Source organism: Tessaracoccus lacteus (assembly GCF_029917005.1).
Lineage (GTDB): Bacteria > Actinomycetota > Actinomycetes > Propionibacteriales > Propionibacteriaceae > Arachnia > Arachnia lactea.
In genome coordinates, this window is the sequence record NZ_CP123967.1 from 657,263 (window position 1) to 676,968 (window position 19,706).

Below are 19,706 nucleotides of genomic sequence, written 5' to 3' on the forward strand. Positions count from 1 at the left end.
GGTCAACTCCTTCGTTGAGCGTCGAACGCGGGGATGAACAGTTGGTCGATGTAGGCGACGACGTCCGCGCGCGGGCGTCGGAGGTTGGTGACGATCCACCGGTCGGCGACGGCCCAGATGAAGCCGACGGCGCCGTGCCCCCAGGTGTTGGCCGGCTCCTCATCGAGCCCCTCGCGGCGTAGCCAGGAGCGCATCGCGTCCGAGACCGTGTTGCCGATCCGCGTGGTGATCGAGAGCACGGGATCCTCGGTGGGGGTGTCGCCCGTGGGCCTGGAGGAGACGAAGAAGTAGAGGTTGCGGTCGCGCTCGACGACGCCGAGGTAGGCGTCGGCCAGCCGGGAGACGAGGTCGCGTGGGTCGAGGGCGTCGTCGAAGGGCAGCTTGCGCACGATGTAGTCGCCGACGGACTCCGCGACCGCCTGGTAGAGGCCTGACTTGTCGTGGAAATGCCGGTAGAGCACGGTCTTCGACGTGCCGGCGAACGCGGCGATCTCGTCCATCCCGACGTTGGGGCCGAGTTCCCGGATCGCGCGCACGGCGGCCTCGACGAGTTCGCGGCGCCGCTGGAGGTTGTGCTGCTCCCAGCGCGCGGCGCGCCCGTCGACAGCCTCCTGCCCGGTGTCCTGCGTCGTTGTCATGGAACACAAGGTACCCGAAACTGCGAGTATCTGCTACCGTCGGTCACAGATACGTCTGGAAGGAATCCGATGACTCAACGCAGAGCCGTCATCGTCGGGGGCAACCGCACCCCCTTCGTCAAGGCCGGCGGCGCCTACGCGTCCGCCTCGGCGCAGGACCTGCTCACCGCGGCTCTCGACGGGCTCGTCGCCCGCTTCGGGCTCGCCGGCGAACAGGTCGACGAGGTCGTCGCGGGCGCCGTGCTGAAGCACACCCGCGACTTCAACCTCACCCGCGAGGCCGTGCTCGGGTCGTCGCTGTCGCCCCACACGCCCGCCGTCGACCTCGCGCAGGCGTGCGGCACCGGCCTGGAGGCCGTGGTCTACGCGTCGAACAAGATCCGCCTCGGCCAGGCGGACGTCGCCATCGCCGGCGGCGTCGACTCCGCCTCCGACGCCCCGATCGTCGTTACCGAGCCGCTGCGCCGCGCGCTGCTCAAGCTCAACCGGGCCCGCACGCTGCCCGACAAGCTGAAGGCGCTGTCCCGGATCCGACCGCAGGACCTCGCGCCCGTGCCGCCCGCGGTCGTCGAGCCGCGCACCGGGCTCAGCATGGGGGAGTCGCAGGCTCTCACCACGAAGAAGTGGGGTGTCACGCGCGAGGCGCAGGACGAGCTGTCCGTGGCGTCGCACCACAACCTGGCCGCCGCCTGGAACGCCGGTTTCTTCGACGACTTGGTCACCGGCTACCTCGGCGTCGCCCGCGACGCGCTGCTGCGCCCCGACACCTCCATGGAGGCGCTGGCCAAGCTCAGGCCCGTGTTCGGCAGGGGCGACGGCGCGACCATGACGGCCGGCAACTCCACCGCCCTGACCGACGGCGCCGCCGTCGCGCTGGTCGCGGAGGAGTCCTACGCCCGCGGCCGCGGCTGGCCGGTACTGGCCAGCCTCGTCGACGCGCAGGTCGCGGCCTCCGACTACGTCACGGGCGCCGAGGACCTCCTGCTGGCCCCCGTGCGCGCCATTCCACAGCTGCTGGAGCGCAACTCCCTCACACTCGACGACTTCGACCTCATCGAGATCCACGAGGCCTTCGCCAGCACGGTGCTGGCCACCCTCAAGGCGCTGGAGGAAGGCGGGGTCGGCACCGTCGACCGCGCGAAGCTCAACGTCAACGGCTCGTCGCTCGCCGCGGGTCACCCCTTCGCCGCCACCGGCGGCCGGATCGTCGCCTCGCTCGCGAAGATGCTCGCCGAGCGCGGCCCCGGCTCCAAGGGCCTCATCTCCATCTGTGCTGCCGGCGGCCAGGGCGTCGTCGCGATCCTGGAAGCGGTGTGACATGGACATCCTCGAGACCCTCTACGGCACGCGCGCCGGGAAGTTCGTCGCCAACAAGGCCGGCCTGGCCGACCCGCCCCGGCTGCGCCGCGACCGCGTGCTGCCCACCGGCCCCGTCGTGCTCGGCGAGCTCGACGGTGCGGGCATCGGCCACGCGACGCTCGAGCTGCTCGGCATCACGCCCGGCCAGCCCACGCTGGACCTGCCGGAGAACCGCACGCGAGACGAGAACGGCCGCGAGCAGGCCCCCCGCTACGTGACGAAGCCCGGCGCCATCGTCGTCGACGCCACCGGCGTCCGCGAGATCGTGCAGCTGGAGGGCATCCGTGCGCTGCTGCGGCCCGTCATGCGCGGGCTGGAGCCGTCGGGCCGCGTCATCATCCTCGCCGCCGACGCCTCCGCGGTCGAGGGGCTGGAGGCCAAGGCGGTCGCGCAGGGCATCGACGGCATCAACCGCACCGTCGGCAAGGAGCTGCGAGCCGGCTCGACGTCCAACCTCGTCTTCGTAGGTGACGGCGCCACGGCCGCCGACCTGGCCTCGACGCTCAGCTTCCTGCTCGAGGGGCGCTCGGCGTTCGTGTCCGGCCAGACCTGGCGCGTCGGCCCGCAGAAGGTCGCGCACGACCTCGACGCGAAGCCGTTCGCCGGCCGCGTCGTCGTCGTCACGGGCGCGGCCCGCGGCATCGGCGCGGCGATCGCGCGGGTGTTCGGCCGCGACGGAGCCACCGTCGTCGCCGTGGACATGCCGCAGTCGGGCGACGCGCTCGCGAAGGTCGCCAACGAGCTCGGCGGATCCGCTCTGCAGCTCGACATCACCGCCGCCGACGCCGGCGAACGGATCGCCGCGCACGTCGCGTCCCGCCACGGCACCGAGTCCCGTATCTGGGCCATCGTCCACAACGCGGGCATCACGCGCGACAAGCTGCTCGCCAACCTTGACGAGAAGCGTTGGGCCTCCGTGCTCGACGTCAACCTCGCCGCCGAGATGCGCATCAACGCCTACCTGCTCAGCCACAACGTGCCGGGCGGGCTGGCCGAGGAGGCGCGGATCGTCGGCATCGCGTCGACGTCGGGCGTCGCGGGCAACAAGGGCCAGACCAACTACGCGGCCTCCAAGGCCGGCGTGATGGGGCTCGTGTGGGCCATGCGTGACGAGCTCGCCGACCGGCCCATCACGGTCAACGCGGTCGCGCCCGGTTTCATCGAGACCGAGATGACCGCGGCGATCCCATTCATCTCGCGCGAGATCTTCCGCCGCACCAACTCGCTCAGCCAGGGCGGCAACCCCGTCGACGTGGCCGAGACGCTGGCCTACCTGTGCGGCCCTGCGTCGTCGGGCGTCGACGGGCAGGTCATCCGCGTGTGCGGGCAGAACCTCGTGGGGGCCTGACGTGACGCGCCGCGTGATAGAACTCAAGGAACCGCCCGCCACCGGGCGGCTGCTGGTCAAGGGGCTGGCCGGGGCCATCGGCAAGCGGGGCGGCAGGATCGCCGCGCTGCCGGAGGTCGTCTACCTCCTCGAGGACGCCGGGCAGGACGTCGGCCGCCTGGCGGCCTACGACCACCTGACTGGCTTCGCGCTGGCCGACGCGGTGCCGGCCACCTGGCTGCACGTGCAGACCTTCCCGCTGCAGGCCGCGCTGCTGGCCACCGACGAGTTCCCGTTCCCGCTCGCCGGGCTGGTGCACGTCAGCAACACCATGACGCTGCACCGGCCGGTCGGCGTGGGTGAGCGGCTGCGCATCACGGTGCAGGCCGAGGGTCTCGCGCCGCACGCCAAGGGTGCGACGTTCGACATGGTCTCGCGCATCAAGGTGGGCGACGAGACCGTCTGGGAGGGCTCCTCGAACTACCTCGCCACCGGCGCGAAGGTGCCGGGCGAGGCCCGCGCGGGCCTGCGGCTGGAGGCCACGGCGGCCACGCCGTCGCAGCTGTGGCGGCTGCCGGCCGACCTCGGCCGCCGCTACGCGGCCGTCTCCGGCGACGCCAACCCGATCCACCTCCACCCGGCCACGGCCCGGCTGTTCGGGTTCCCGCGGCCGATCATCCACGGCATGTGGACGCACGCGCGGGCGCTGGCGGCGCTCGGCACGCTGCCGGCCGCGTACACGGCCACCGTGCAGTTCGCCAAGCCGATCCTGCTGCCCGGGAAGGTGTCCTTCGCGGCGGAGCGGACCGGCGGCTGGTCGTTCGCGGTGGTGAACCCGGCCGGCAAGCCGCACCTGATCGGGGAGCTCAGGCCGGCAGGGTCATGATCTCGGCGCCGTCGTCGGTGATGAGGATGGTGTGCTCGCTGTGCGCCGTGCGCGCCCCGGTCGCGCTGCGCAGCGTCCACCCGTCCTCGTCGGTGACGAGCTTGTCGGTGTCGGCCATCACCCACGGCTCCACCGCGATCAGCATGCCCGAGCGCAGCTTGAAGCCGCGGCCCGCGCGCCCGTCGTTGGGGATGTGCGGGTCCTGGTGCATCGTCGAGCCGACGCCATGGCCGCCGAACTCCAGGTTGACCGGGTAGCCGGCGTCCTTGAGGACGGTGCCGATGGCGTGCGCCAGGTCGCCGACCTTGGCGCCCGCCCGTGCCACGGCGATCCCGGCGGCCAGCGCGCGCTGCGTCGCATCGATCATCGCCAGGTCCTCCGGGGCACCGTCGCCGATCGTGAAGCTGATGGCCGAGTCGGCGACGACGCCGTCGAGGGCGACGGCGAGGTCGAGGCTCACCAAATCCCCCTCGGCGAGGCGCTGGTTGCGCGGCTTGCCGTGCAGCACCGCGTCGTTGACCGACGTGCAGATGTAGTGCGCGAAGGGGCCGTCGCCGAAGGACGGGGCGTAGTCGACGTAGCAGGACACGGCCCCGGCGGCCTCGATCATCTCGCGGGTCCACCGGTCGATCTCCAGCAGATTCGTGCCGACCTTCGCGCGGGACTTCATGGTCTGCAGGATGTCGGCCACCAGCGCCCCGGCGGCGCGGGCGCGCGGGAAGTGGGTGGGGCTGAGGATCTCGATCATGGGTGCGACCTTGCTGTGTGGTTCCGCTGGAGTTGTCAACGCCAGGGTAGTGCGGCGCTGGCGCCGGACGGCCCCGGCACCGTGACGACGGCCGGGGCGGGTTCATTTAGACTCGGCCCCATGAGCGTGCCGAACGTCCTTGCCACCCGCTACGCCTCCCCCCAGATGCAGGGCATCTGGTCGCCGGAGGCCAAGATCGTCTCGGAGCGGAAGCTCTGGCTCTCGGTGCTGCGGGCGCAGCGCGACCTGGGCGTCGACTTCGGCGGGGCTGACCCCGACCAGGTGATCGCCGCCTACGAGGCTGTCATCGACCGCGTGGACCTCGACTCCATCAACGCCCGCGAGCGCGTCACGCGTCACGATGTGAAGGCCCGCATCGAGGAGTTCAACGCGCTGGCCGGTTACGAGCACATCCACAAGGGCATGACCTCGCGCGACCTGACCGAGAACATCGAGCAGCTGCAGGTGCTTCACTCGCTGCGGCTGGTTCGCGGCCGCGTCGTCGCGGCTCTCGCGCAGCTCGCCCGCCTGGCCACGCAATACGCCGACCAGCCCCTGACCGGCCGCTCGCACAACGTCGCCGCGCAGCTCACGACGCTCGGCAAGCGCTTTGCGACCGTTGCCGACGAGCTGCTCGTCGCGCTGGAGCGCCTCGACAACCTGATCGGCCGCTACCCGGCGCGCGGCATCAAGGGCCCCGTCGGAACGGCGCAGGACATGCTCGACCTGCTGGGAGGGAACGCGGACAAGCTCGCCGAACTGGAGCGGCGCATCGCGACCGAGCTGGGCTTCGCGCAGGTGCTGACCTCCACCGGGCAGGTCTACCCGCGGTCCCTCGACTTCGACGCGCTGACCTGCCTCGCGCAGGTCGCCGCGGCGCCGAGCAACCTCGCCACCACCATCCGCCTGATGGCGGGCATCGAGCTCGTCACCGAGGGGTTCAAGGAGGGGCAGGTCGGCTCGTCGGCCATGCCGCACAAGATGAACACCCGCTCGTGCGAGCGCGTCAACGGCCTTGCCGTCGTGCTGCGCGGCTACGTGTCGATGGTGGGCGAGCTGGCCGGCGACCAGTGGAACGAGGGCGACGTGTCCTGCTCCGTCGTGCGCCGCATCGCGCTGCCCGATGCGTTCTTCGCGCTCGACGGCCTGTTCGAGACGTTCCTGACCGTGCTGGCCGACTTCGGCGCCTTCCCGGCCGTGATCGAGGCCGAGCTGGAGCGCTACATGCCGTTCCTCACCACCACCAAGGTGCTGATGGCCGCCGTCCGCAAGGGTGTCGGCCGCGAGGAGGCCCACGAGGCCATCAAGGAGCACGCCGTCGCCGTGGCCCTCGACCTCCGCAAGGGGGCGCGCGTCAACGACCTGCTCGACCGGCTCGCGGCCGACGACCGGCTGAAGCTGACGCGCGACGAGCTGGCGCATCTGGTCAGCTCCCCGCTCGAGCTGGCCGGCACCGCGCAGGCCCAGGTCGCCCGTCTGGCGGACCGCATCGCCGGGATCGTCGCGGAGAACCCGGATGCCGCCGCGTACCGGCCGGGAGTGGTTCTCTGACCGCATAGCCGGACCCGTCGGCGCGCCCGGTCGGCGGCTGCGTTAGCGTGTCGGCATGCAGGTCGGAGTACCCACGGAGGCCACCCCGGGCGAGAACCGCGTCGCGGCCACACCTCGCACCGTTTCCCAACTCATCAAGCTCGGCTACGACGTCGTCGTCGCCTCCGGCGCAGGGGCGAGATCGTCCCTCCCGGATGCGCACTACGTCGAGGCAGGAGCTCGCATCGTCACCGAGGGCGAGGCCCTCGGCAGCGACGTCGTCCTCCTCGTCAACGCACCCGACGAGGAACAGCTCGAGCAGCTGCGGCCGAAAGCGGCCGTGTTCGGCTTCTTCTGGCCCCGCCAGGACGCCGACCTGACGGCCAGGCTGGCCGCGGCCGGCGTGACGGCGCTCAGCATGGACATGGTGCCGCGCACCAGCCGCGCGCAGGCCCTCGACGCGCTCAGCTCGATGGCCAACATTTCCGGCTACCGCGCCGTCGTCGAGGCTGCCCACGCGTTCGGGCGCTTCTTCACCGGGCAGGTGACCGCCGCGGGCAAGGTTCCGCCGGCCACGGTGCTGGTCGCGGGCACGGGCGTCGCCGGACTCGCCGCCATCGGCGCGGCCAACTCGCTTGGCGCGATCGTGCGCGCCACGGACGTCCGACCCGAGACGGCCGAACAGGTCGAGTCGATGGGCGCCACGTTCCTGCACGTCGAGCAGGCCGGCCAGGGGGTCAGCTCCGACGGCTACGCCAAGGAGGTCGGCGCCGACTACGCGGCGAAGGCCGCGCAGCTGTACGCCGATCAGGCCCGCGAGGTCGACATCATCATCACGACGGCGGCCATCCCCGGCCGCCCGTCGCCGAAGCTCATCACCGCGGACATGGTTGCGACGATGAAGCCCGGCTCCGTCATCGTCGACCTCGCCGCACAGGGCGGCGGCAACTGCGAGCTGACCAGGCCGGGGGAGAGCTACGTCACCGACGGCGGCGTCACGATCATCGGCTACACCGACCTCGCGAGCCGGCTGCCCGGCCAGTCGTCGCAGCTGTACGGCACCAACCTCGTCAACGCGCTGACCCTCATGACGCCCGGCAAGGACGGCCAGCTCGTCGTCGACTTCGACGACGAGGTCGTCCGCTCCATGACCATCACGCGCGGCGGGGAGGTGACGTTCCCGCCGCCGCCGATCGAGGTGTCGGCCGCGCCCGCCGCGAAGGTCGAGGCGGCCCCCGCCGCGGTCGTCGAGCCGAAGGCTCCCCGGCCGTGGTGGCACCAGGTGGTGCAGGTCGGCATCGGGGCGGTGATCCTTATCGCGGTGCTGACGGTCGCACCGTCGGCCTTCGTCAGCCTGTTCGGCATCTTCGCGCTGGCCGGCGTCGTCGGCTACTACGTCGTCTGGAACGTCACGCACGCGCTGCACACCCCGCTGATGAGCGTCACGAACGCGATCAGCGGCATCATCATCGTCGGCGGCATGACCCAGCTGGCCAGCGACAACTGGGCAGTCAAGATCATCGCGTTCGTCGCGGTGCTGCTCGCCTCCATCAACGTGTTCGGCGGGTTCACCGTGACCCACCGCATGCTCGGCATGTTCCGGAAGGACTGAGCGATGCTGACCAACTTCATCAACGCCACCTACATCGCCGCGGGGCTGATGTTCATCCTCGCGCTCGCCGGGCTGTCGAAGCACGAGACCGCCCGCAAGGGCAACGTGTTCGGCATCATGGGCATGGTCTTCGCCGTCGTCGCGACGAACTTCGCCATCGCCTACACCGACTACGCGAACCACAACCTGCAGTTCGACGCGGCCATCATGCTGTATGCGGCGCTGGCCATCGGCGGCGGAATCGGCGTCTACAAGGCCCGTAAGGTCCAGATGACCGGCATGCCCGAGCTGATCGCGCTGCTGCACAGCTTCGTCGGCGCCGCCGCCGTGCTCGTCGGCTACAACGTGCACCTGGAGGCGACGCACCACGACGTGCTCCACACGCTCGAGGTCTACCTCGGTGTCTTCATCGGCGCGGTCACGTTCACCGGGTCGCTCGTCGCGTGGGGCAAGCTGAACGGCCGCATCTCGTCGAAGCCGCTGACGCTGCCGGGTCGGCACTGGCTGAACCTGCTGATCGTCGTCCTGCTGGCGGGGCTCGGCTGGTGGTACGTCGCCACCGGGTCGATCATCGCGCTGATCATCGCCACCGTCCTGTCGCTGCTGCTGGGGGCGCACCTCGTCGCCGCGATCGGGGGAGCGGACATGCCCGTGGTCGTGTCGATGCTCAACTCGTACTCGGGCTGGGCGGCCGCAGCCAGCGGTTTCATGCTCGACATGAGCGTCCTGATCATCACCGGCGCGCTCGTCGGCGCCTCCGGCGCGATCCTGAGCTACATCATGTGCCGCGCCATGAACCGGTCCTTCGTCTCGGTCATCCTCGGTGGTTTCGGCGACGACGTGTCGTCGGGCCCGGAGACCGAGTACGGGGAGCACCGCGAGGCCAGCCGCGCCGAGGTGGCGCAGCTGCTGAAGGACGCGAAGTCCGTGATGATCGTGCCGGGCTACGGGATGGCGGTGGCGCAGGCACAGCACTCGGTCGCACAGCTCACAGAGCGGCTCCGAGCTGCCGGCACAAAGGTGGGCTTCGGCATCCACCCCGTCGCCGGCCGCCTGCCTGGCCACATGAACGTGCTGCTGGCCGAGGCGAAGGTGCCTTACGACATCGTCTACGAGATGGACGAGATCAACGACGACTTCGGCGACGTCGACGTCGTGCTGGTGATCGGGGCCAACGACACCGTCAACCCGGCCGCCATGGAGCCCGGCTCGCCGATCTCCGGCATGCCGGTGCTGCGCGTGTGGGAGGCGGACACCGTCGTGGTCTTCAAGCGGTCGATGAGCGCGGGCTACGCTGGCGTGCAGAATCCGCTGTTCTTCAACGAGAACTCGGTGATGTGCTTCGGAGACGCGAAGGAGTCGGTTGAGCAGATCGTCGCCGAGCTGCCGGCGAAGGTGACCGCCTGAAACTGATCGCAGAGACGTCCCGGGCATTCCACTCGGGACGTTCTTGCCTTTTGGAGCGACGTGGGATTGGACCCTCCGAGTGGTGACGGCATAACCCCCACCCAGGCAAGACCAGATCCGTTAGGGAGCTGGCATGCTCAGCGCCAAACACATCCCCTTATCCCTAATAGCTGTGACCCTTCTGTGTGGCTGCACAGGTGCGACTGGCGGGCAGGCGCCAGAAGCCCAGAGTGCGGTGACGCTGGACAAGCAGGTCCTTCTCGGTAGCGGCTATGGCTACCAGCCGCCGGAGGGGTGGCTGGTTCCAGACCCAGTCCCTGGCTTCGAACCTGATTCGTGGGTCGCCGATCTGGACGACGCCGACGGCTTCGCCGACAACATCAATGTCTTGGTCATGCCGGGAACTGCGTCGGTGCAACAGGCGGAGGCGGAGGCCACCGCCGGGCTCGGCGCCGTCGGCGCCACCGATATTGAGGTGCTCAATCGCAAGACAATCGACGGGGTTGAGGCGGCACACTTCGCAGCAGCCTATGAAGCAGGCGCCTACCGGACTGAACAGTTCCAAGCGTCGACGTACGGTCAGACTTACGTCGTGACGTTCAGTTTCAGCGATCACGTGCCGTCGGCGCAGCGCGCTGCAGTGACAGACGCCGTCCTGTCGTCATGGGAGTGGATGGGCTCCTGAGTAGCCCGCCAAGGCTCAGGCCTGGCCCATTCCCAGCCTACGACGACCCGCACCCTTTCGGGGTGCGGGCCGTCGTGGTTGTGGGGCCCGGAAACCCGCAATACCTGCGATCCCGACCGATACCTGCGGCATAGCGCAGGTGGGCGTCAGGTTGCGCAGGTGTCCGTGTCGGGGAGGCGGCGATGGCGAGGGGTCAGCGGACGTCGTGCTCGGCCTGGTCGAGCGCCAGGGTCGGGTCCTGGATCAGGGTCTCCGTGTGGGCGCCGGCCCTGGGGCCGGAGCGCTTCGCGATCCAGCGGGCGAGCGCCGACAGTGAGAAGTTGACCGCCAGGTAGATCGCGAGCACGACCAGGAAGATCGAGAACGAGTACGTGGTCGAGCCGAAGTAGTCCTTCAGCTGGTACGAGATGCGCAGGATCTCCGGGTACGCGACGACGTAGGCCAGCGACGTGTCCTTGAGTAGGACGACGAGCTGGGCGACGATGATCGGCAGCATCTGGCGGAAGGCCTGCGGGAACTCGATGAGGATCCTCGTCGAGAACGGGGTCAGCCCGAGCGACAGGCCCGCCTCGCGCTGGCCCTTCGGCAGCGCGTTGATGCCCGCGCGCAGGGCCTCGCCGATGATGGCGCCGTTGTAGATGGCGAGCGCCGCGACGACCGCAGTGTAGCCGTTGGTGCCCAGCGCCAGCAGGATGAACAGCATCATCAGCAGCACGGGCATGCCGCGGAAGAACTCCAGCACGACGGCGGAGACGCCACGGACCCAGCGCCACGGGGCGGACCGGGCGAAGCAGAGGACGACGCCGATCAGCAGGGCGAGCACGGCGGCCAGCGCCGCGGCGCGCAGCGTGCCCATGATCAGGCCGCGGACGATCAGGCCCTGCCAGACGGCGCTGTCGAGGAAGATGTCCCAGCGCGACGGGTCCCACAGGCCAGTCAGGGTGGCGCCGTTGACGGTCGTGCGCGGCTGGCCGAGCTTCCAGATGAGGAAGATGAACCCGCCGCCGATGACGACGGCCGAGACGATGGAGGAGATGAGCGACAGGCGGCGGGCCTTCGGGCCCGGCGCGTCGTAGAGGACGTTGGCGGTTGAAGCGCTCATTTCTGCAGGGCCACCTTCCGCTCGACCCACCCGGCCAGCTGGCCGAGCGGGATGGTGATGATGAGGTAGCACAGGCCGATGCCGATCAGGATCGGGATGACCGCGTTGCCGTTGGCGTTCGCCAGGCCCTTGGAGACGGCGAACAGCTCGACGACCATGAAGCCGCCGGCCACGGACGTGTTCTTGGCCAGCGCGATGAAGACGTTGATCATGGGTGGCACGACCATCCGCAACGCCTGCGGCAGGATGATCATGCTCACCGTCTGGCCGAAGCCGAGCCCGACGGAGCGCGCGGCCTCCGCCTGCCCGAGCGGCACGCCGTTGATGCCGGAGCGGATCGCCTCGGCCACGAAGGCGGACGTGTAGATGCTCAGCGCGATGTAGGCGCCCAGCTTGGCGGTGACTCCCATCTGGAGCGACGGCAGCACGACGATGATGAAGAAGAAGATCAGGGTCAGCGGGGTGTTGCGCATGATCTCGGTCCAGCCCGTCGCGATGGCGCGCAGCGAGCTGATGGGGGAGATGCGCATCAGCGCGATGATGACGCCGATCACGAGCGCGCCGAGCCCGCCGACGATCAGCAGCTCGAGAGTGACCTTGAACCCGGCCCAGTAGCTGTCCAGGTTCGCAAGCACGGCTTCCATACGCGCGGCTCCTCAGGTGGTGAGTGGGTCAGGCGCCCCGCCCCGGAGGGAGGGGCGCCTGGTCGGGATCGATCAGTAGCGGTCGACCGTGGGCGGGTCGGGGGTCGGCAGGACCTTGCCGGCCGTCGCTTCCCAGGCCTTGGCCCACGAGCCGTCCTCGAAGGACTGCTCGAGCGTGTCGTTGATGAAGGTGCGGAAGTCGTCGTCGCCCTTCTTCAGGCCGATGCCGTAGGGCTCCTCGGTGAAGGTGGAGTCGACGACCTCGAACTCGTCGCCGGTCTGGTCGACCAGGCCGGCCAGGATGACGTTGTCGGTGGTCAGCGCCTGCGCCTCGCCCGTGCGGATGGGCTCCAGGCAGTCGGAGTACTTGTCGACGGTGATGACCTGGTCGGCCGGGACGGTCTCCTTGATGTTCGCCTCGGAGGTCGAGCCGGTCACGGTGCAGACCTTGTTGTCACCGACGGTCTCCGGCGACGTGATGCCCGCCGGGTTGCCCTTGGCGACGAGGAACGACTGGCCGGCGATGTAGTACGGACCCGCGAAGTCGATGACCTCCTTGCGCTTGTCGTTGATCGTGTAGGTGGCGATGACGATGTCGACGTTGCCGTTCTCGATGAACGGCTCGCGGTTCTGCGAGACGGTCTCGGTCCACTCGATCTTGCCGGCGTCGATGCCGAGCTTTGCCGCGATGATCTTGCCGATCTCGACGTCGAAGCCCTCGGGGGTGCCGTCGGGGCCGGCAAGGCCGAACAGCGGCTGGTCGTACTTGGTGCCGATGGTGATCTTGCCCGCGGACTGGAGCTTGGCCATCGTGGTGCCGTCGGCGAACGACGTGCTGGCGACCTCAGGTGAGGCCGTGTCGTCGGACCCGCAGGCCGTGAGCGCCAGCGTTGCCGCGACGGCGGCCGCGACGGCGGTGGTGAGCTTGGTGAACTTCATGGGAATCTCCGTTTCTCGTCGGTTGGTCAGGCGAGGATCTTGGACAGGAAGTCCTTGGCGCGGTCGGACTTCGGGTGGGAGAAGAACTCCTCCGGGGCGGCCTCTTCGACGATCGCCCCGTCTGCCATGAACACCACCCGGTCGGCGGCCTTCCTGGCGAAGCCCATCTCATGGGTGACGACGACCATCGTCATGCCGTCCTGCGCGAGTTCAACCATCACGTCGAGGACCTCGTTGATCATCTCGGGGTCCAGGGCGCTGGTCGGCTCGTCCAGGAGGATGAGCTTGGGGTCCATCGCGAGCGATCGGGCGATCGCCACGCGCTGCTGCTGGCCTCCGGAGAGCTGGGCGGGCAACTTGTTGGCGTGGTCCGCCACCCCCACCCGCGTCAGCAGCTCCATTGCGCGCTTGTTTGCCTCGGCCTTGGGGATCCTGCGGACCTTGATGGGGGCCAGCGTCACGTTCTCCAGCACCGTCTTGTGTGCGAAGAGGTTGAACGCCTGGAACACCATGCCCACGTCGCTGCGTAACGCCGCGAGCTGGCGTCCCTCCTCGGGCAGCCGGACGCCGTCGATCAGGATCTCTCCGGAATCGATGGTCTCCAGCCTGTTGATCGAACGGCAGAGCGTCGACTTGCCTGAGCCCGAGGGGCCGATCACGATCACCACCTCGCCCTTGGCCACGTCGAGGTCGATGTCTTTCAGTACATGGTGCGAGCCGAAGTACTTGTTGACGCCGCGAATCTCGACGAGGGGTCTGGTGGTGGGGGCTTCAGGCATGGCGGCACTCTACGTCCACCTGACAGGCGATTTAACCCGATGTGACATTTTGCGGGGAACGTGTTGCACAACCGTAACCTGCATATCAGACGGGTCACGGGCAGGGCGCAGTGGGGTCGCAGGTGTGGAGAACGTCCGATCTGAGCCTCCGCGGTGATTGACTGACCGCCCTGGGAGGGGAGGCGCAGATGCCACGGGACGAGAGGGGCGCGGCCGTGTCCGTCTGGGTCGCGCTGACCCTGCCTGCATTCGTCGTGGTCGTCGGGCTGGGCGTTGATCTGTCCGGTCACGCGGCCGCCGAGCAGGAGGCTCGCGCCGTCGCGGCCGAGGCAGCCAGGGCTGCAACCCACCGCGTCGCGCTGGAGGCTTCCGGGGCCACCCTGCCCGCAGGCCCCGCACGGGCGGCTGGTCGGGGCTACGCGGAGGCGGAGGGCCTCGACGCCGAGGTCCGGGTCCGGGGACTGACCGCCGAGGTGACGGTCCGGGGCCGCTACGAGACGCTGTTCCTCCCGCTGATCGGCATCGACGGGATCGATGTGGTCGGCACCGGGAGCGCGACGGTCGCACTGGGCTGACACGGACCCGGTCCGTCGACGGACCCTGGGCGGGCCTGTCGACGGACCGGGGGTCAGCGACGGTGAGATCAGCCGAGGCGGATCATGGCCCAGCTCATCGGGGGCAGCGCGGCGGACAGGTGGCCGTCGGCCAGCTCCACCCCGGTCAGCTCCTTCGGCGCGACGGAGGAGGAGTCCTGCTGGGGCGTGCCACTCATGGTTGTCCGGGTTGGACAGCTCGACGGCCTCGAGCACCGTCGTGACGCCGGCGGCCTTGAGGTCCACCTCGACGGGCGCGGACTCGGCGATGGAGCGGTTCACCAGGAACAGCGCGACCTCGCCGGTCTCTTCGTCGTGCGTGGCGACGGCGTCGACCAACGGGACCTCGCCGTACTGGTCCGTGTGGTAGCTGCCGGTCTGCACCGGGATGGTGAGCACGTTGCCGCGCGCGTACCGCGAGGTCAGCGCGAAGGGGTGGAACGTCGTCTGCTTCCAGGCCGGGCCGCCGGGCTCGGTCATGATCGGGGCGAGGACGTTGGCCAGCTGGGCCAGCGACGCGGCGTGCACGCGGCCGACGCTCTCGGTGTTGTGCGGGGGTCGCGTCGGCCAGGAGCCGCGGCCTCCTGTTCGCCGGGGGCGATCACCCGGGCCGGTCGGGAATGTCGGGGACGCCGCACGGGTTCGGACGAGTTGAGCCACTCCTACCGAAGGAACGCGCATGACCGAAGCGGCCGCCCGGCCCCGACGCAAACAGGCAACCGGTGCCTGGGCCGACGGGGACACCACGCCCCTGAATGCCAACGAGGCCTTCAAGCAGGCAGACGACGGCCTCAACGTGCGCGCCCGCATCGAGGAGGTCTACAGCCGCGAGGGGTTCGCATCGATCTCCGCGGACGACCTCCGCGGCCGCATGCGCTGGTGGGGCCTCTACACGCAGCGCCGCCCCGGCATCGACGGCGGCAAGACGGCGACGCTGGCGCCCGAGGAGCTCGACGACGAGTACTTCATGATGCGGGTCCGCAGTGACGGGGGCGCGCTCACCAACGACCAGCTGCGCACCATCGCGGGCATCTCGACCGAGTTCGGCCGCGACACCGCCGACATCTCCGACCGGCAGAACATCCAGCTGCACTGGATCCGCGTGGAGGACGTGCCGGAGATCTGGCGCCGTCTCGAGTCGGTCGGCCTGTCGACGACCGAGGCCTGCGGCGACGTGCCCCGCGTCGTCCTCGGTTCGCCGGTCGCGGGCATCGCCGCCGACGAGATCATCGACGGCACCCCCGCCGTCACCGAGATCGTCGAGCGCTTCATCGGCGACCCCGAGCTGTCGAACCTCCCGCGCAAGTTCAAGACCGCCATCTCCGGCAGCCCGCGCCTCGACGTGGCACACGAGATCAACGACATCTCCTTCGTCGGCGTCGTCCACCCGGAGCACGGGCCCGGGTTCGACCTCTGGGTCGCCGGGGGACTCAGCACCAACCCGATGTTCGCCCGCCGGCTGGGCGCCTGGGTGCCGCTGGAGGAGATCCCCGAGGTCTGGAAGGGCGTCTGCTCGATCTTCCGCGACTTCGGCTACCGCCGGCTGCGTAACCGCGCCCGCCTGAAGTTCCTGATGGCCGACTGGGGCCCGGAGAAGTTCCGCGAGGTGCTCGAGACGCAGTACCTCGGCCGCAAGCTGATCGACGGGCCCGCCGCCGACGAGGCGGTCGCGCGCCGCGACCACGTGGGCATCAACCTGCAGAAGGACGGCAGGTACTGGGTCGGCGTCGCGCCGATCGCCGGCCGCGTGTCCGGCACGAAGCTGACCCGGATCGCAGACCTGGCCGAGCGCCACGGCTCGGGCCGCGTCCGGCTGACCCCGCACCAGAAGCTGCTCGTGCTCGACGTCCCCGCGTCCGAGACCGAGGCGCTGGTGGCAGGGCTCGACGCGCTCGATCTGCCCGCCCGCCCGTCGGAGTTCCGTCGCGGCGTCATGGCGTGCACGGGCATCGAGTTCTGCAAGCTGGCGCTGGTCGAGACCAAGGCGCAGGCGCGCCGGATCGTCGAGGAGCTCGAGGCCAGGCTCCCGGAGTTCGACGTGCCCTTCTCGGTGCACGTCAACGGCTGCCCCAACGCCTGCGCCCGCACGCAGGTCGCCGACGTCGGCCTCAAGGGCATGGTGCAGACCGACGACGACGGCAACCTCGTCGAGATGTTCCAGGTGCACCTCGGTGGCGGCCTCGGTGCCACGCCGCAGCTGGCCCGCAAGACACGTGCGCTGAAGGTCGCCGCGGACGACCTGCCCGACTACATCGAGCGGCTCGCGCGCACCTTCCTCGAGCAGCGCGAGGGCGACGAGTCCTTCGCCACCTGGGCGCATCGCGCCGAGGAGGACGACCTGCGGTGAGCGCCGTGATCTACCACTGCCCGTTCTGCGCCGAGGAGGACCTGCGCCCCGTCGAGGAGCCCCGCGGCGCCTGGCACTGCGTCGCCTGCGCTCGGGTGTTCTCGGTCACGCAGCATCGCGTCGAGACGGGCGGGATCCCTGGCCGGCTCCGGGAGGAAGAGGAGGTCGGCCGGTGACGACCACGATGACCACCGACGAGCTCCGGGCCCTGGCGGACGAGGCAGCGGCCCGCTTCGCCGAGCTGGAGGCCGACCCCCGCCACACGGGCCACCTTGGCCGTGTCGAGCTCAGCCGACAGGTGCTCGCCTGGGCGGCGGAGACGTTCGTCGACGACGTGACCGTCGCGTCGTCGATGGGCGACGAGGTGCTCGTCGAGCTGGTCGCGCAGGCGGCGCCCACGATGGACGTGTTCTTCCTCGACACCGGCTTCCACTTCCCTGAGACGCTGCGGACGCGCGATCACTACGCGGACCGCGTGCGGATCCGCACGGTGCTGCCGCTCCTGACGGTCGACGAGCAGGCGGCGGAGCACGGGGACCGGCTCTTCGACCGCGACCCCGACCGCTGCTGCGCCATCCGCAAGGTCGAGCCCCTCAACCGGGCGCTCTCCGGGCGGGCGGCCTGGGTCACCGGCATGCGCCGCGTCGACGCCCCGACCCGCACGGACATCGGATTGGTCGGCTGGGACGAGCGCCGTCAGATGGTCAAGGTCAACCCCATCGCGGCGTGGGACGACGACGACGTCGACCGCTTCGCCTTCGAGGAGGACGTCTTCCTCAACCCCCTTCGTGAAAAGGGCTATCCCTCCATCGGCTGCGCCCCGTGCACGCGCCCCGTCGCCCCTGGCGAGGACGCGCGCGCCGGACGCTGGGCAGGCAAGAACAAGACCGAATGCGGGCTGCACACATGAACCATTCCCTCGACCACCTCGACCACCTGGAGTCCGAGGCCATCCACATCTTCCGGGAGGTGGCCGGCGAGTTCGAACGCCCGGTGATCCTGTTCAGTGGGGGCAAGGACTCCGTCGTCATGCTGCACCTGGCGCTCAAGGCGTTCGCGCCGGCGCCGCTGCCGTTCGCGCTGCTGCACGTCGACACCGGGCACAACTTCCCGGAGGTGCTGAGCTACCGCGACGAGACCGTCGCCCGGATCGGGGCCAGGCTGCACGTGGCCAAGGTGCAGGACTACCTGGACGACGGCCGCCTGCGCGAGCGCCCCGACGGCACCCGCAACCCGCTGCAGACCGTGCCGCTGCTCGACGCGATCGAGGAGGGCCGCTTCGACGCCGTCTTCGGCGGCGGCCGCCGCGACGAGGAGAAGGCCAGGGCCAAGGAACGCGTGTTCTCGCTGCGCGACGCCTTCGGCACCTGGGACCCGCGCCGCCAGCGCCCGGAGCTGTGGGACCTGTACAACGGGCGCCATGCGCCCGGCGAGCATGTGCGCGTCTTCCCGCTGTCGAACTGGACCGAGCTCGACGTGTGGCGCTACATCGAGCGCGAGGACATCGCGCTGCCGAGCCTGTACTACGCGCACGAGCGCGAGGTGTTCCAGCGTTCCGGCATGTGGCTGACGGCCGGCGACTGGGGCGGCCCGCGCGGCGGCGAGCCTGTCGAGCGCCGCGTCGTCCGGTACCGCACCGTCGGCGACATGTCCTGCACGGGCGCCGTCGACTCCGAGGCCGCCGACGTGGCCGGAGTCATCCTGGAGGTCGCGGCCTCCCGCATCACCGAACGGGGCGCCACCCGCGCCGACGACCGCCTCTCCGAGGCGGCGATGGAAGACCGCAAGAAGCAGGGATACTTCTGATGACCCACGATCTGCTGAGGCTCGCGACCGCCGGGTCGGTCGACGACGGCAAGTCCACCCTCGTCGGACGCCTGCTCTACGACACCAAGTCTGTGCTCGCGGACCAGCTCGACGCCGTCGAGCGCGTGTCGCGGGAGCGCGGCCAGGCCGGCCCCGACCTCGCGCTGCTCACCGACGGGTTGCGGGCCGAGCGCGAGCAGGGCATCACGATCGACGTGGCCTACCGCTACTTCTCGACCGCCACCCGCTCGTACGTGCTGGCCGACACTCCCGGCCACGTGCAGTACACGCGCAACATGGTCACCGGGGCCTCGACGGCCGAGCTGGCGCTCATCCTCGTCGACGCCCGCCACGGCGTCGTCGAGCAGACCCGCCGCCACCTGGCCGTCACCGGCCTGCTCGGCGTCCGCCACGTCGCCGTCGCGGTCAACAAGATGGACCTGGTCGGCTGGGACCAGGCCCGGTTCGACGAGATCGTCGCCGAGGCCACCGCGGTCGCGGCGCGTTTCGGGATCGACGAGGTCGTCGCTGTGCCGCTGTCCGCGCTGCTCGGCGACAATGTCGTCGACCGGTCGGCCAACACCCGCTGGTACGACGGGCCGACGCTGCTTGAACACCTCGAGGCCGTGCCGGTCGGCACCGACCCGGCCGCCCAGCCGCTGCGCTTCCCCGTGCAGGTGGTGCTGCGTCCGCAGCAGGCCGGCCACGAGGACTACCGCGGCTATGCGGGCCGCATCTCCGCTGGCGTCGTGCGGGTCGGGGACGAGGTCACCGTGCTGCCGTCGCGCCGCACCAGCACCGTCGTCGGCATCGACCGCGGGCGGGCCGACGGGACGCTCGAGGAGCTCGGCGAGGCCTTCGCGCCGCAGTCCGTCACGCTCCGGCTCGCCGACGACATCGACATCTCGCGCGGCGACCTCATCGCCGCGGCCGACGTTCCCGGCGAGGTCACTCGCACCGTCAGCGGCATGATGTGCGTCCTGTCCGACCGGCCGGTGCGGCCCCGCGACCGGGTGCTGCTGCGCGCCGGCACCCGCACCGTCCTCGCCATGGTCGAGGAGATCCTCGACCAGTTGGACATCGCCACCGTCGAGTACGCCCGCGCGCCCCGCGAGCTGGCGCTCAACGACATCGGCCGGGTCCGCGTGCGGCTCGCCGACGACCTGCCCATCGACGACTACCGGGAGCTGCGCCGCACGGGCGCCTTCCTCCTGATCGACGAGGCCGACGGCGCGACTCTCGCCGCCGGCATGGCCGAGACCGCCGACCGCTACGCCGGCGCGTCCATCTGACCTGACGGGAGG

Annotated in this window: 20 protein-coding genes and 1 pseudogene; 13 read left to right on the top strand and 8 right to left on the bottom strand. The window is 70.2% G+C overall.

Features of this window, described 5'->3' with window-relative positions:
- Positions 1 to 2: 2 nt before the first annotated feature.
- Positions 3 to 638 (bottom strand): TetR/AcrR family transcriptional regulator, encoded by a 636-nt coding sequence (locus QH948_RS02935; protein WP_281145452.1) that lies wholly within the window; start codon positions 636 to 638, stop codon positions 3 to 5.
- A 69-nt stretch (positions 639 to 707) separates the two neighbouring features.
- Between QH948_RS02935 and QH948_RS02940 the strand changes: the two genes are divergently transcribed.
- From QH948_RS02940 to QH948_RS02950, 3 genes are read left to right on the top strand one after another with little or no spacing between them, the layout of a single operon-like run.
- The gene (locus QH948_RS02940; protein WP_281145453.1) at positions 708 to 1,955 is read left to right on the top strand and encodes an acetyl-CoA C-acetyltransferase; all 1,248 of its coding nucleotides are present in this window, start codon (positions 708 to 710) and stop codon (positions 1,953 to 1,955) included.
- Position 1,956: 1 nt separating this feature from the next.
- Positions 1,957 to 3,345 carry a 3-oxoacyl-ACP reductase gene (locus tag QH948_RS02945; protein ID WP_281145454.1) on the top strand — a complete coding sequence of 463 codons (1,389 nt, stop codon included), beginning with the start codon at positions 1,957 to 1,959 and terminating at the stop codon, positions 3,343 to 3,345.
- A 1-nt stretch (position 3,346) separates the two neighbouring features.
- Positions 3,347 to 4,210 carry a MaoC family dehydratase gene (locus QH948_RS02950; protein ID WP_281145455.1) on the top strand — a complete coding sequence of 288 codons (864 nt, stop codon included), beginning with the start codon at positions 3,347 to 3,349 and terminating at the stop codon, positions 4,208 to 4,210.
- Here the strand turns inward: QH948_RS02950 and map are convergent.
- Positions 4,191 to 4,958, bottom strand: a complete 768-nt coding sequence (map, locus tag QH948_RS02955) for a type I methionyl aminopeptidase (protein WP_281145456.1) — start codon at positions 4,956 to 4,958, stop codon at positions 4,191 to 4,193. The two genes, QH948_RS02950 and map, sit on opposite strands and share 20 nt — an antisense overlap.
- Before the next feature lie 120 nt (positions 4,959 to 5,078).
- Here map and purB point away from each other — a divergent pair, with 120 nt between their 5' ends.
- The 4 genes from purB (at position 5,079) to QH948_RS02975 (ending at position 10,192) form a co-directional block, all read left to right on the top strand.
- The gene (gene purB, locus QH948_RS02960; protein ID WP_281145457.1) at positions 5,079 to 6,509 is read left to right on the top strand and encodes an adenylosuccinate lyase; all 1,431 of its coding nucleotides are present in this window, start codon (positions 5,079 to 5,081) and stop codon (positions 6,507 to 6,509) included.
- Positions 6,510 to 6,564: 55 nt separating this feature from the next.
- Complete coding sequence (locus QH948_RS02965) at positions 6,565 to 8,100, top strand: Re/Si-specific NAD(P)(+) transhydrogenase subunit alpha (protein WP_281145458.1); 1,536 nt, start codon at positions 6,565 to 6,567, stop codon at positions 8,098 to 8,100.
- A 3-nt stretch (positions 8,101 to 8,103) separates the two neighbouring features.
- A complete protein-coding gene (pntB, locus tag QH948_RS02970; protein WP_281145459.1) occupies positions 8,104 to 9,507 on the top strand; it encodes a Re/Si-specific NAD(P)(+) transhydrogenase subunit beta in 1,404 nt (467 codons plus the stop codon).
- A 235-nt stretch (positions 9,508 to 9,742) separates the two neighbouring features.
- Positions 9,743 to 10,192 (top strand): hypothetical protein, encoded by a 450-nt coding sequence (locus tag QH948_RS02975; RefSeq protein WP_281145460.1) that lies wholly within the window; start codon positions 9,743 to 9,745, stop codon positions 10,190 to 10,192.
- A 193-nt stretch (positions 10,193 to 10,385) separates the two neighbouring features.
- Here the strand turns inward: QH948_RS02975 and QH948_RS02980 are convergent, their stop codons facing one another.
- From QH948_RS02980 to QH948_RS02995, 4 genes are all read right to left on the bottom strand, one after another.
- Positions 10,386 to 11,294 (bottom strand): amino acid ABC transporter permease, encoded by a 909-nt coding sequence (locus QH948_RS02980; protein WP_281145461.1) that lies wholly within the window; start codon positions 11,292 to 11,294, stop codon positions 10,386 to 10,388.
- A complete protein-coding gene (locus QH948_RS02985) occupies positions 11,291 to 11,938 on the bottom strand; it encodes an amino acid ABC transporter permease (protein ID WP_281145462.1) in 648 nt (215 codons plus the stop codon). The genes QH948_RS02980 and QH948_RS02985 overlap by 4 nt, the downstream gene beginning before the upstream one ends.
- A 72-nt stretch (positions 11,939 to 12,010) precedes the next feature.
- A complete protein-coding gene (locus QH948_RS02990) occupies positions 12,011 to 12,877 on the bottom strand; it encodes a glutamate ABC transporter substrate-binding protein (RefSeq protein ID WP_281145463.1) in 867 nt (288 codons plus the stop codon).
- Positions 12,878 to 12,903: 26 nt separating this feature from the next.
- Positions 12,904 to 13,656, bottom strand: coding sequence for an amino acid ABC transporter ATP-binding protein (locus QH948_RS02995; protein WP_219081093.1), 753 nt, complete (start codon positions 13,654 to 13,656; stop codon positions 12,904 to 12,906).
- 188 nt (positions 13,657 to 13,844) lie between these two features.
- Here QH948_RS02995 and QH948_RS03000 point away from each other — a divergent pair, with 188 nt between their 5' ends.
- Positions 13,845 to 14,231 (top strand): pilus assembly protein TadG-related protein, encoded by a 387-nt coding sequence (locus tag QH948_RS03000; RefSeq protein WP_281145464.1) that lies wholly within the window; start codon positions 13,845 to 13,847, stop codon positions 14,229 to 14,231.
- A gap of 68 nt (positions 14,232 to 14,299) precedes the next feature.
- Here QH948_RS03000 and QH948_RS03005 read toward each other — a convergent pair whose 3' ends face one another.
- Positions 14,300 to 14,428, bottom strand: a complete 129-nt coding sequence (locus QH948_RS03005; protein WP_281145465.1) for a hypothetical protein — start codon at positions 14,426 to 14,428, stop codon at positions 14,300 to 14,302.
- Positions 14,429 to 14,489: 61 nt separating this feature from the next.
- Positions 14,490 to 14,930 (bottom strand): annotated as a pseudogene (locus QH948_RS14130) (alpha-L-arabinofuranosidase C-terminal domain-containing protein); the annotation flags it as partial.
- Between QH948_RS14130 and QH948_RS03010 the strand changes: the two are divergent.
- The 5 genes from QH948_RS03010 to QH948_RS03030 are packed head-to-tail and all read left to right on the top strand — an operon-like array spanning position 14,929 to position 19,694.
- Entirely contained in the window at positions 14,929 to 16,596 is a 1,668-nt protein-coding gene (locus QH948_RS03010; protein ID WP_281145466.1) for a nitrite/sulfite reductase, read from the top strand. The pseudogene QH948_RS14130 and the gene QH948_RS03010 overlap by 2 nt on opposite strands.
- On the top strand, positions 16,593 to 16,772 hold the full coding sequence (locus tag QH948_RS03015; protein WP_281145467.1) for a hypothetical protein: 180 nt from the start codon (positions 16,593 to 16,595) through the stop codon (positions 16,770 to 16,772). The genes QH948_RS03010 and QH948_RS03015 overlap by 4 nt, the downstream gene beginning before the upstream one ends.
- Positions 16,769 to 17,506, top strand: coding sequence for a phosphoadenylyl-sulfate reductase (locus QH948_RS03020; protein ID WP_281145468.1), 738 nt, complete (start codon positions 16,769 to 16,771; stop codon positions 17,504 to 17,506). Before QH948_RS03015 ends, QH948_RS03020 begins: the two co-directional genes overlap by 4 nt.
- Positions 17,503 to 18,402: a sulfate adenylyltransferase subunit CysD gene (cysD, locus tag QH948_RS03025; protein ID WP_219081078.1), complete on the top strand. Its 900-nt coding sequence runs from the start codon at positions 17,503 to 17,505 to the stop codon at positions 18,400 to 18,402. Before QH948_RS03020 ends, cysD begins: the two co-directional genes overlap by 4 nt.
- Entirely contained in the window at positions 18,402 to 19,694 is a 1,293-nt protein-coding gene (locus tag QH948_RS03030) for a sulfate adenylyltransferase subunit 1 (protein ID WP_281145469.1), read from the top strand. The genes cysD and QH948_RS03030 overlap by 1 nt, the downstream gene beginning before the upstream one ends.
- Positions 19,695 to 19,706 lie beyond the last annotated feature (12 nt).

Bases quoted from the DNA above. Each gene is read 5' to 3' on its own strand.
- cysD (WP_219081078.1), top strand. From the start codon at position 17,503: ATGAACCATTCCCTCGACCACCTCGACCACCTGGAGTCCGAGGCCATC.
- QH948_RS03000 (WP_281145464.1), top strand. From the start codon at position 13,845: ATGCCACGGGACGAGAGGGGCGCGGCCGTGTCCGTCTGGGTCGCGCTG.
- purB (WP_281145457.1), top strand. From the start codon at position 5,079: ATGAGCGTGCCGAACGTCCTTGCCACCCGCTACGCCTCCCCCCAGATG.
- QH948_RS03010 (WP_281145466.1), top strand. From the start codon at position 14,929: ATGACCGAAGCGGCCGCCCGGCCCCGACGCAAACAGGCAACCGGTGCC.
- QH948_RS03005 (WP_281145465.1), bottom strand. From the start codon at position 14,428: ATGAGTGGCACGCCCCAGCAGGACTCCTCCTCCGTCGCGCCGAAGGAG.
- pntB (WP_281145459.1), top strand. From the start codon at position 8,104: ATGCTGACCAACTTCATCAACGCCACCTACATCGCCGCGGGGCTGATG.
- map (WP_281145456.1), bottom strand. From the start codon at position 4,958: ATGATCGAGATCCTCAGCCCCACCCACTTCCCGCGCGCCCGCGCCGCC.
- QH948_RS02935 (WP_281145452.1), bottom strand. From the start codon at position 638: ATGACAACGACGCAGGACACCGGGCAGGAGGCTGTCGACGGGCGCGCC.
- QH948_RS02985 (WP_281145462.1), bottom strand. From the start codon at position 11,938: ATGGAAGCCGTGCTTGCGAACCTGGACAGCTACTGGGCCGGGTTCAAG.
- QH948_RS02990 (WP_281145463.1), bottom strand. From the start codon at position 12,877: ATGAAGTTCACCAAGCTCACCACCGCCGTCGCGGCCGCCGTCGCGGCA.
- QH948_RS02965 (WP_281145458.1), top strand. From the start codon at position 6,565: ATGCAGGTCGGAGTACCCACGGAGGCCACCCCGGGCGAGAACCGCGTC.
- QH948_RS02945 (WP_281145454.1), top strand. From the start codon at position 1,957: ATGGACATCCTCGAGACCCTCTACGGCACGCGCGCCGGGAAGTTCGTC.
- QH948_RS03030 (WP_281145469.1), top strand. From the start codon at position 18,402: ATGACCCACGATCTGCTGAGGCTCGCGACCGCCGGGTCGGTCGACGAC.
- QH948_RS02995 (WP_219081093.1), bottom strand. From the start codon at position 13,656: ATGCCTGAAGCCCCCACCACCAGACCCCTCGTCGAGATTCGCGGCGTC.
- QH948_RS02980 (WP_281145461.1), bottom strand. From the start codon at position 11,294: ATGAGCGCTTCAACCGCCAACGTCCTCTACGACGCGCCGGGCCCGAAG.
- QH948_RS02940 (WP_281145453.1), top strand. From the start codon at position 708: ATGACTCAACGCAGAGCCGTCATCGTCGGGGGCAACCGCACCCCCTTC.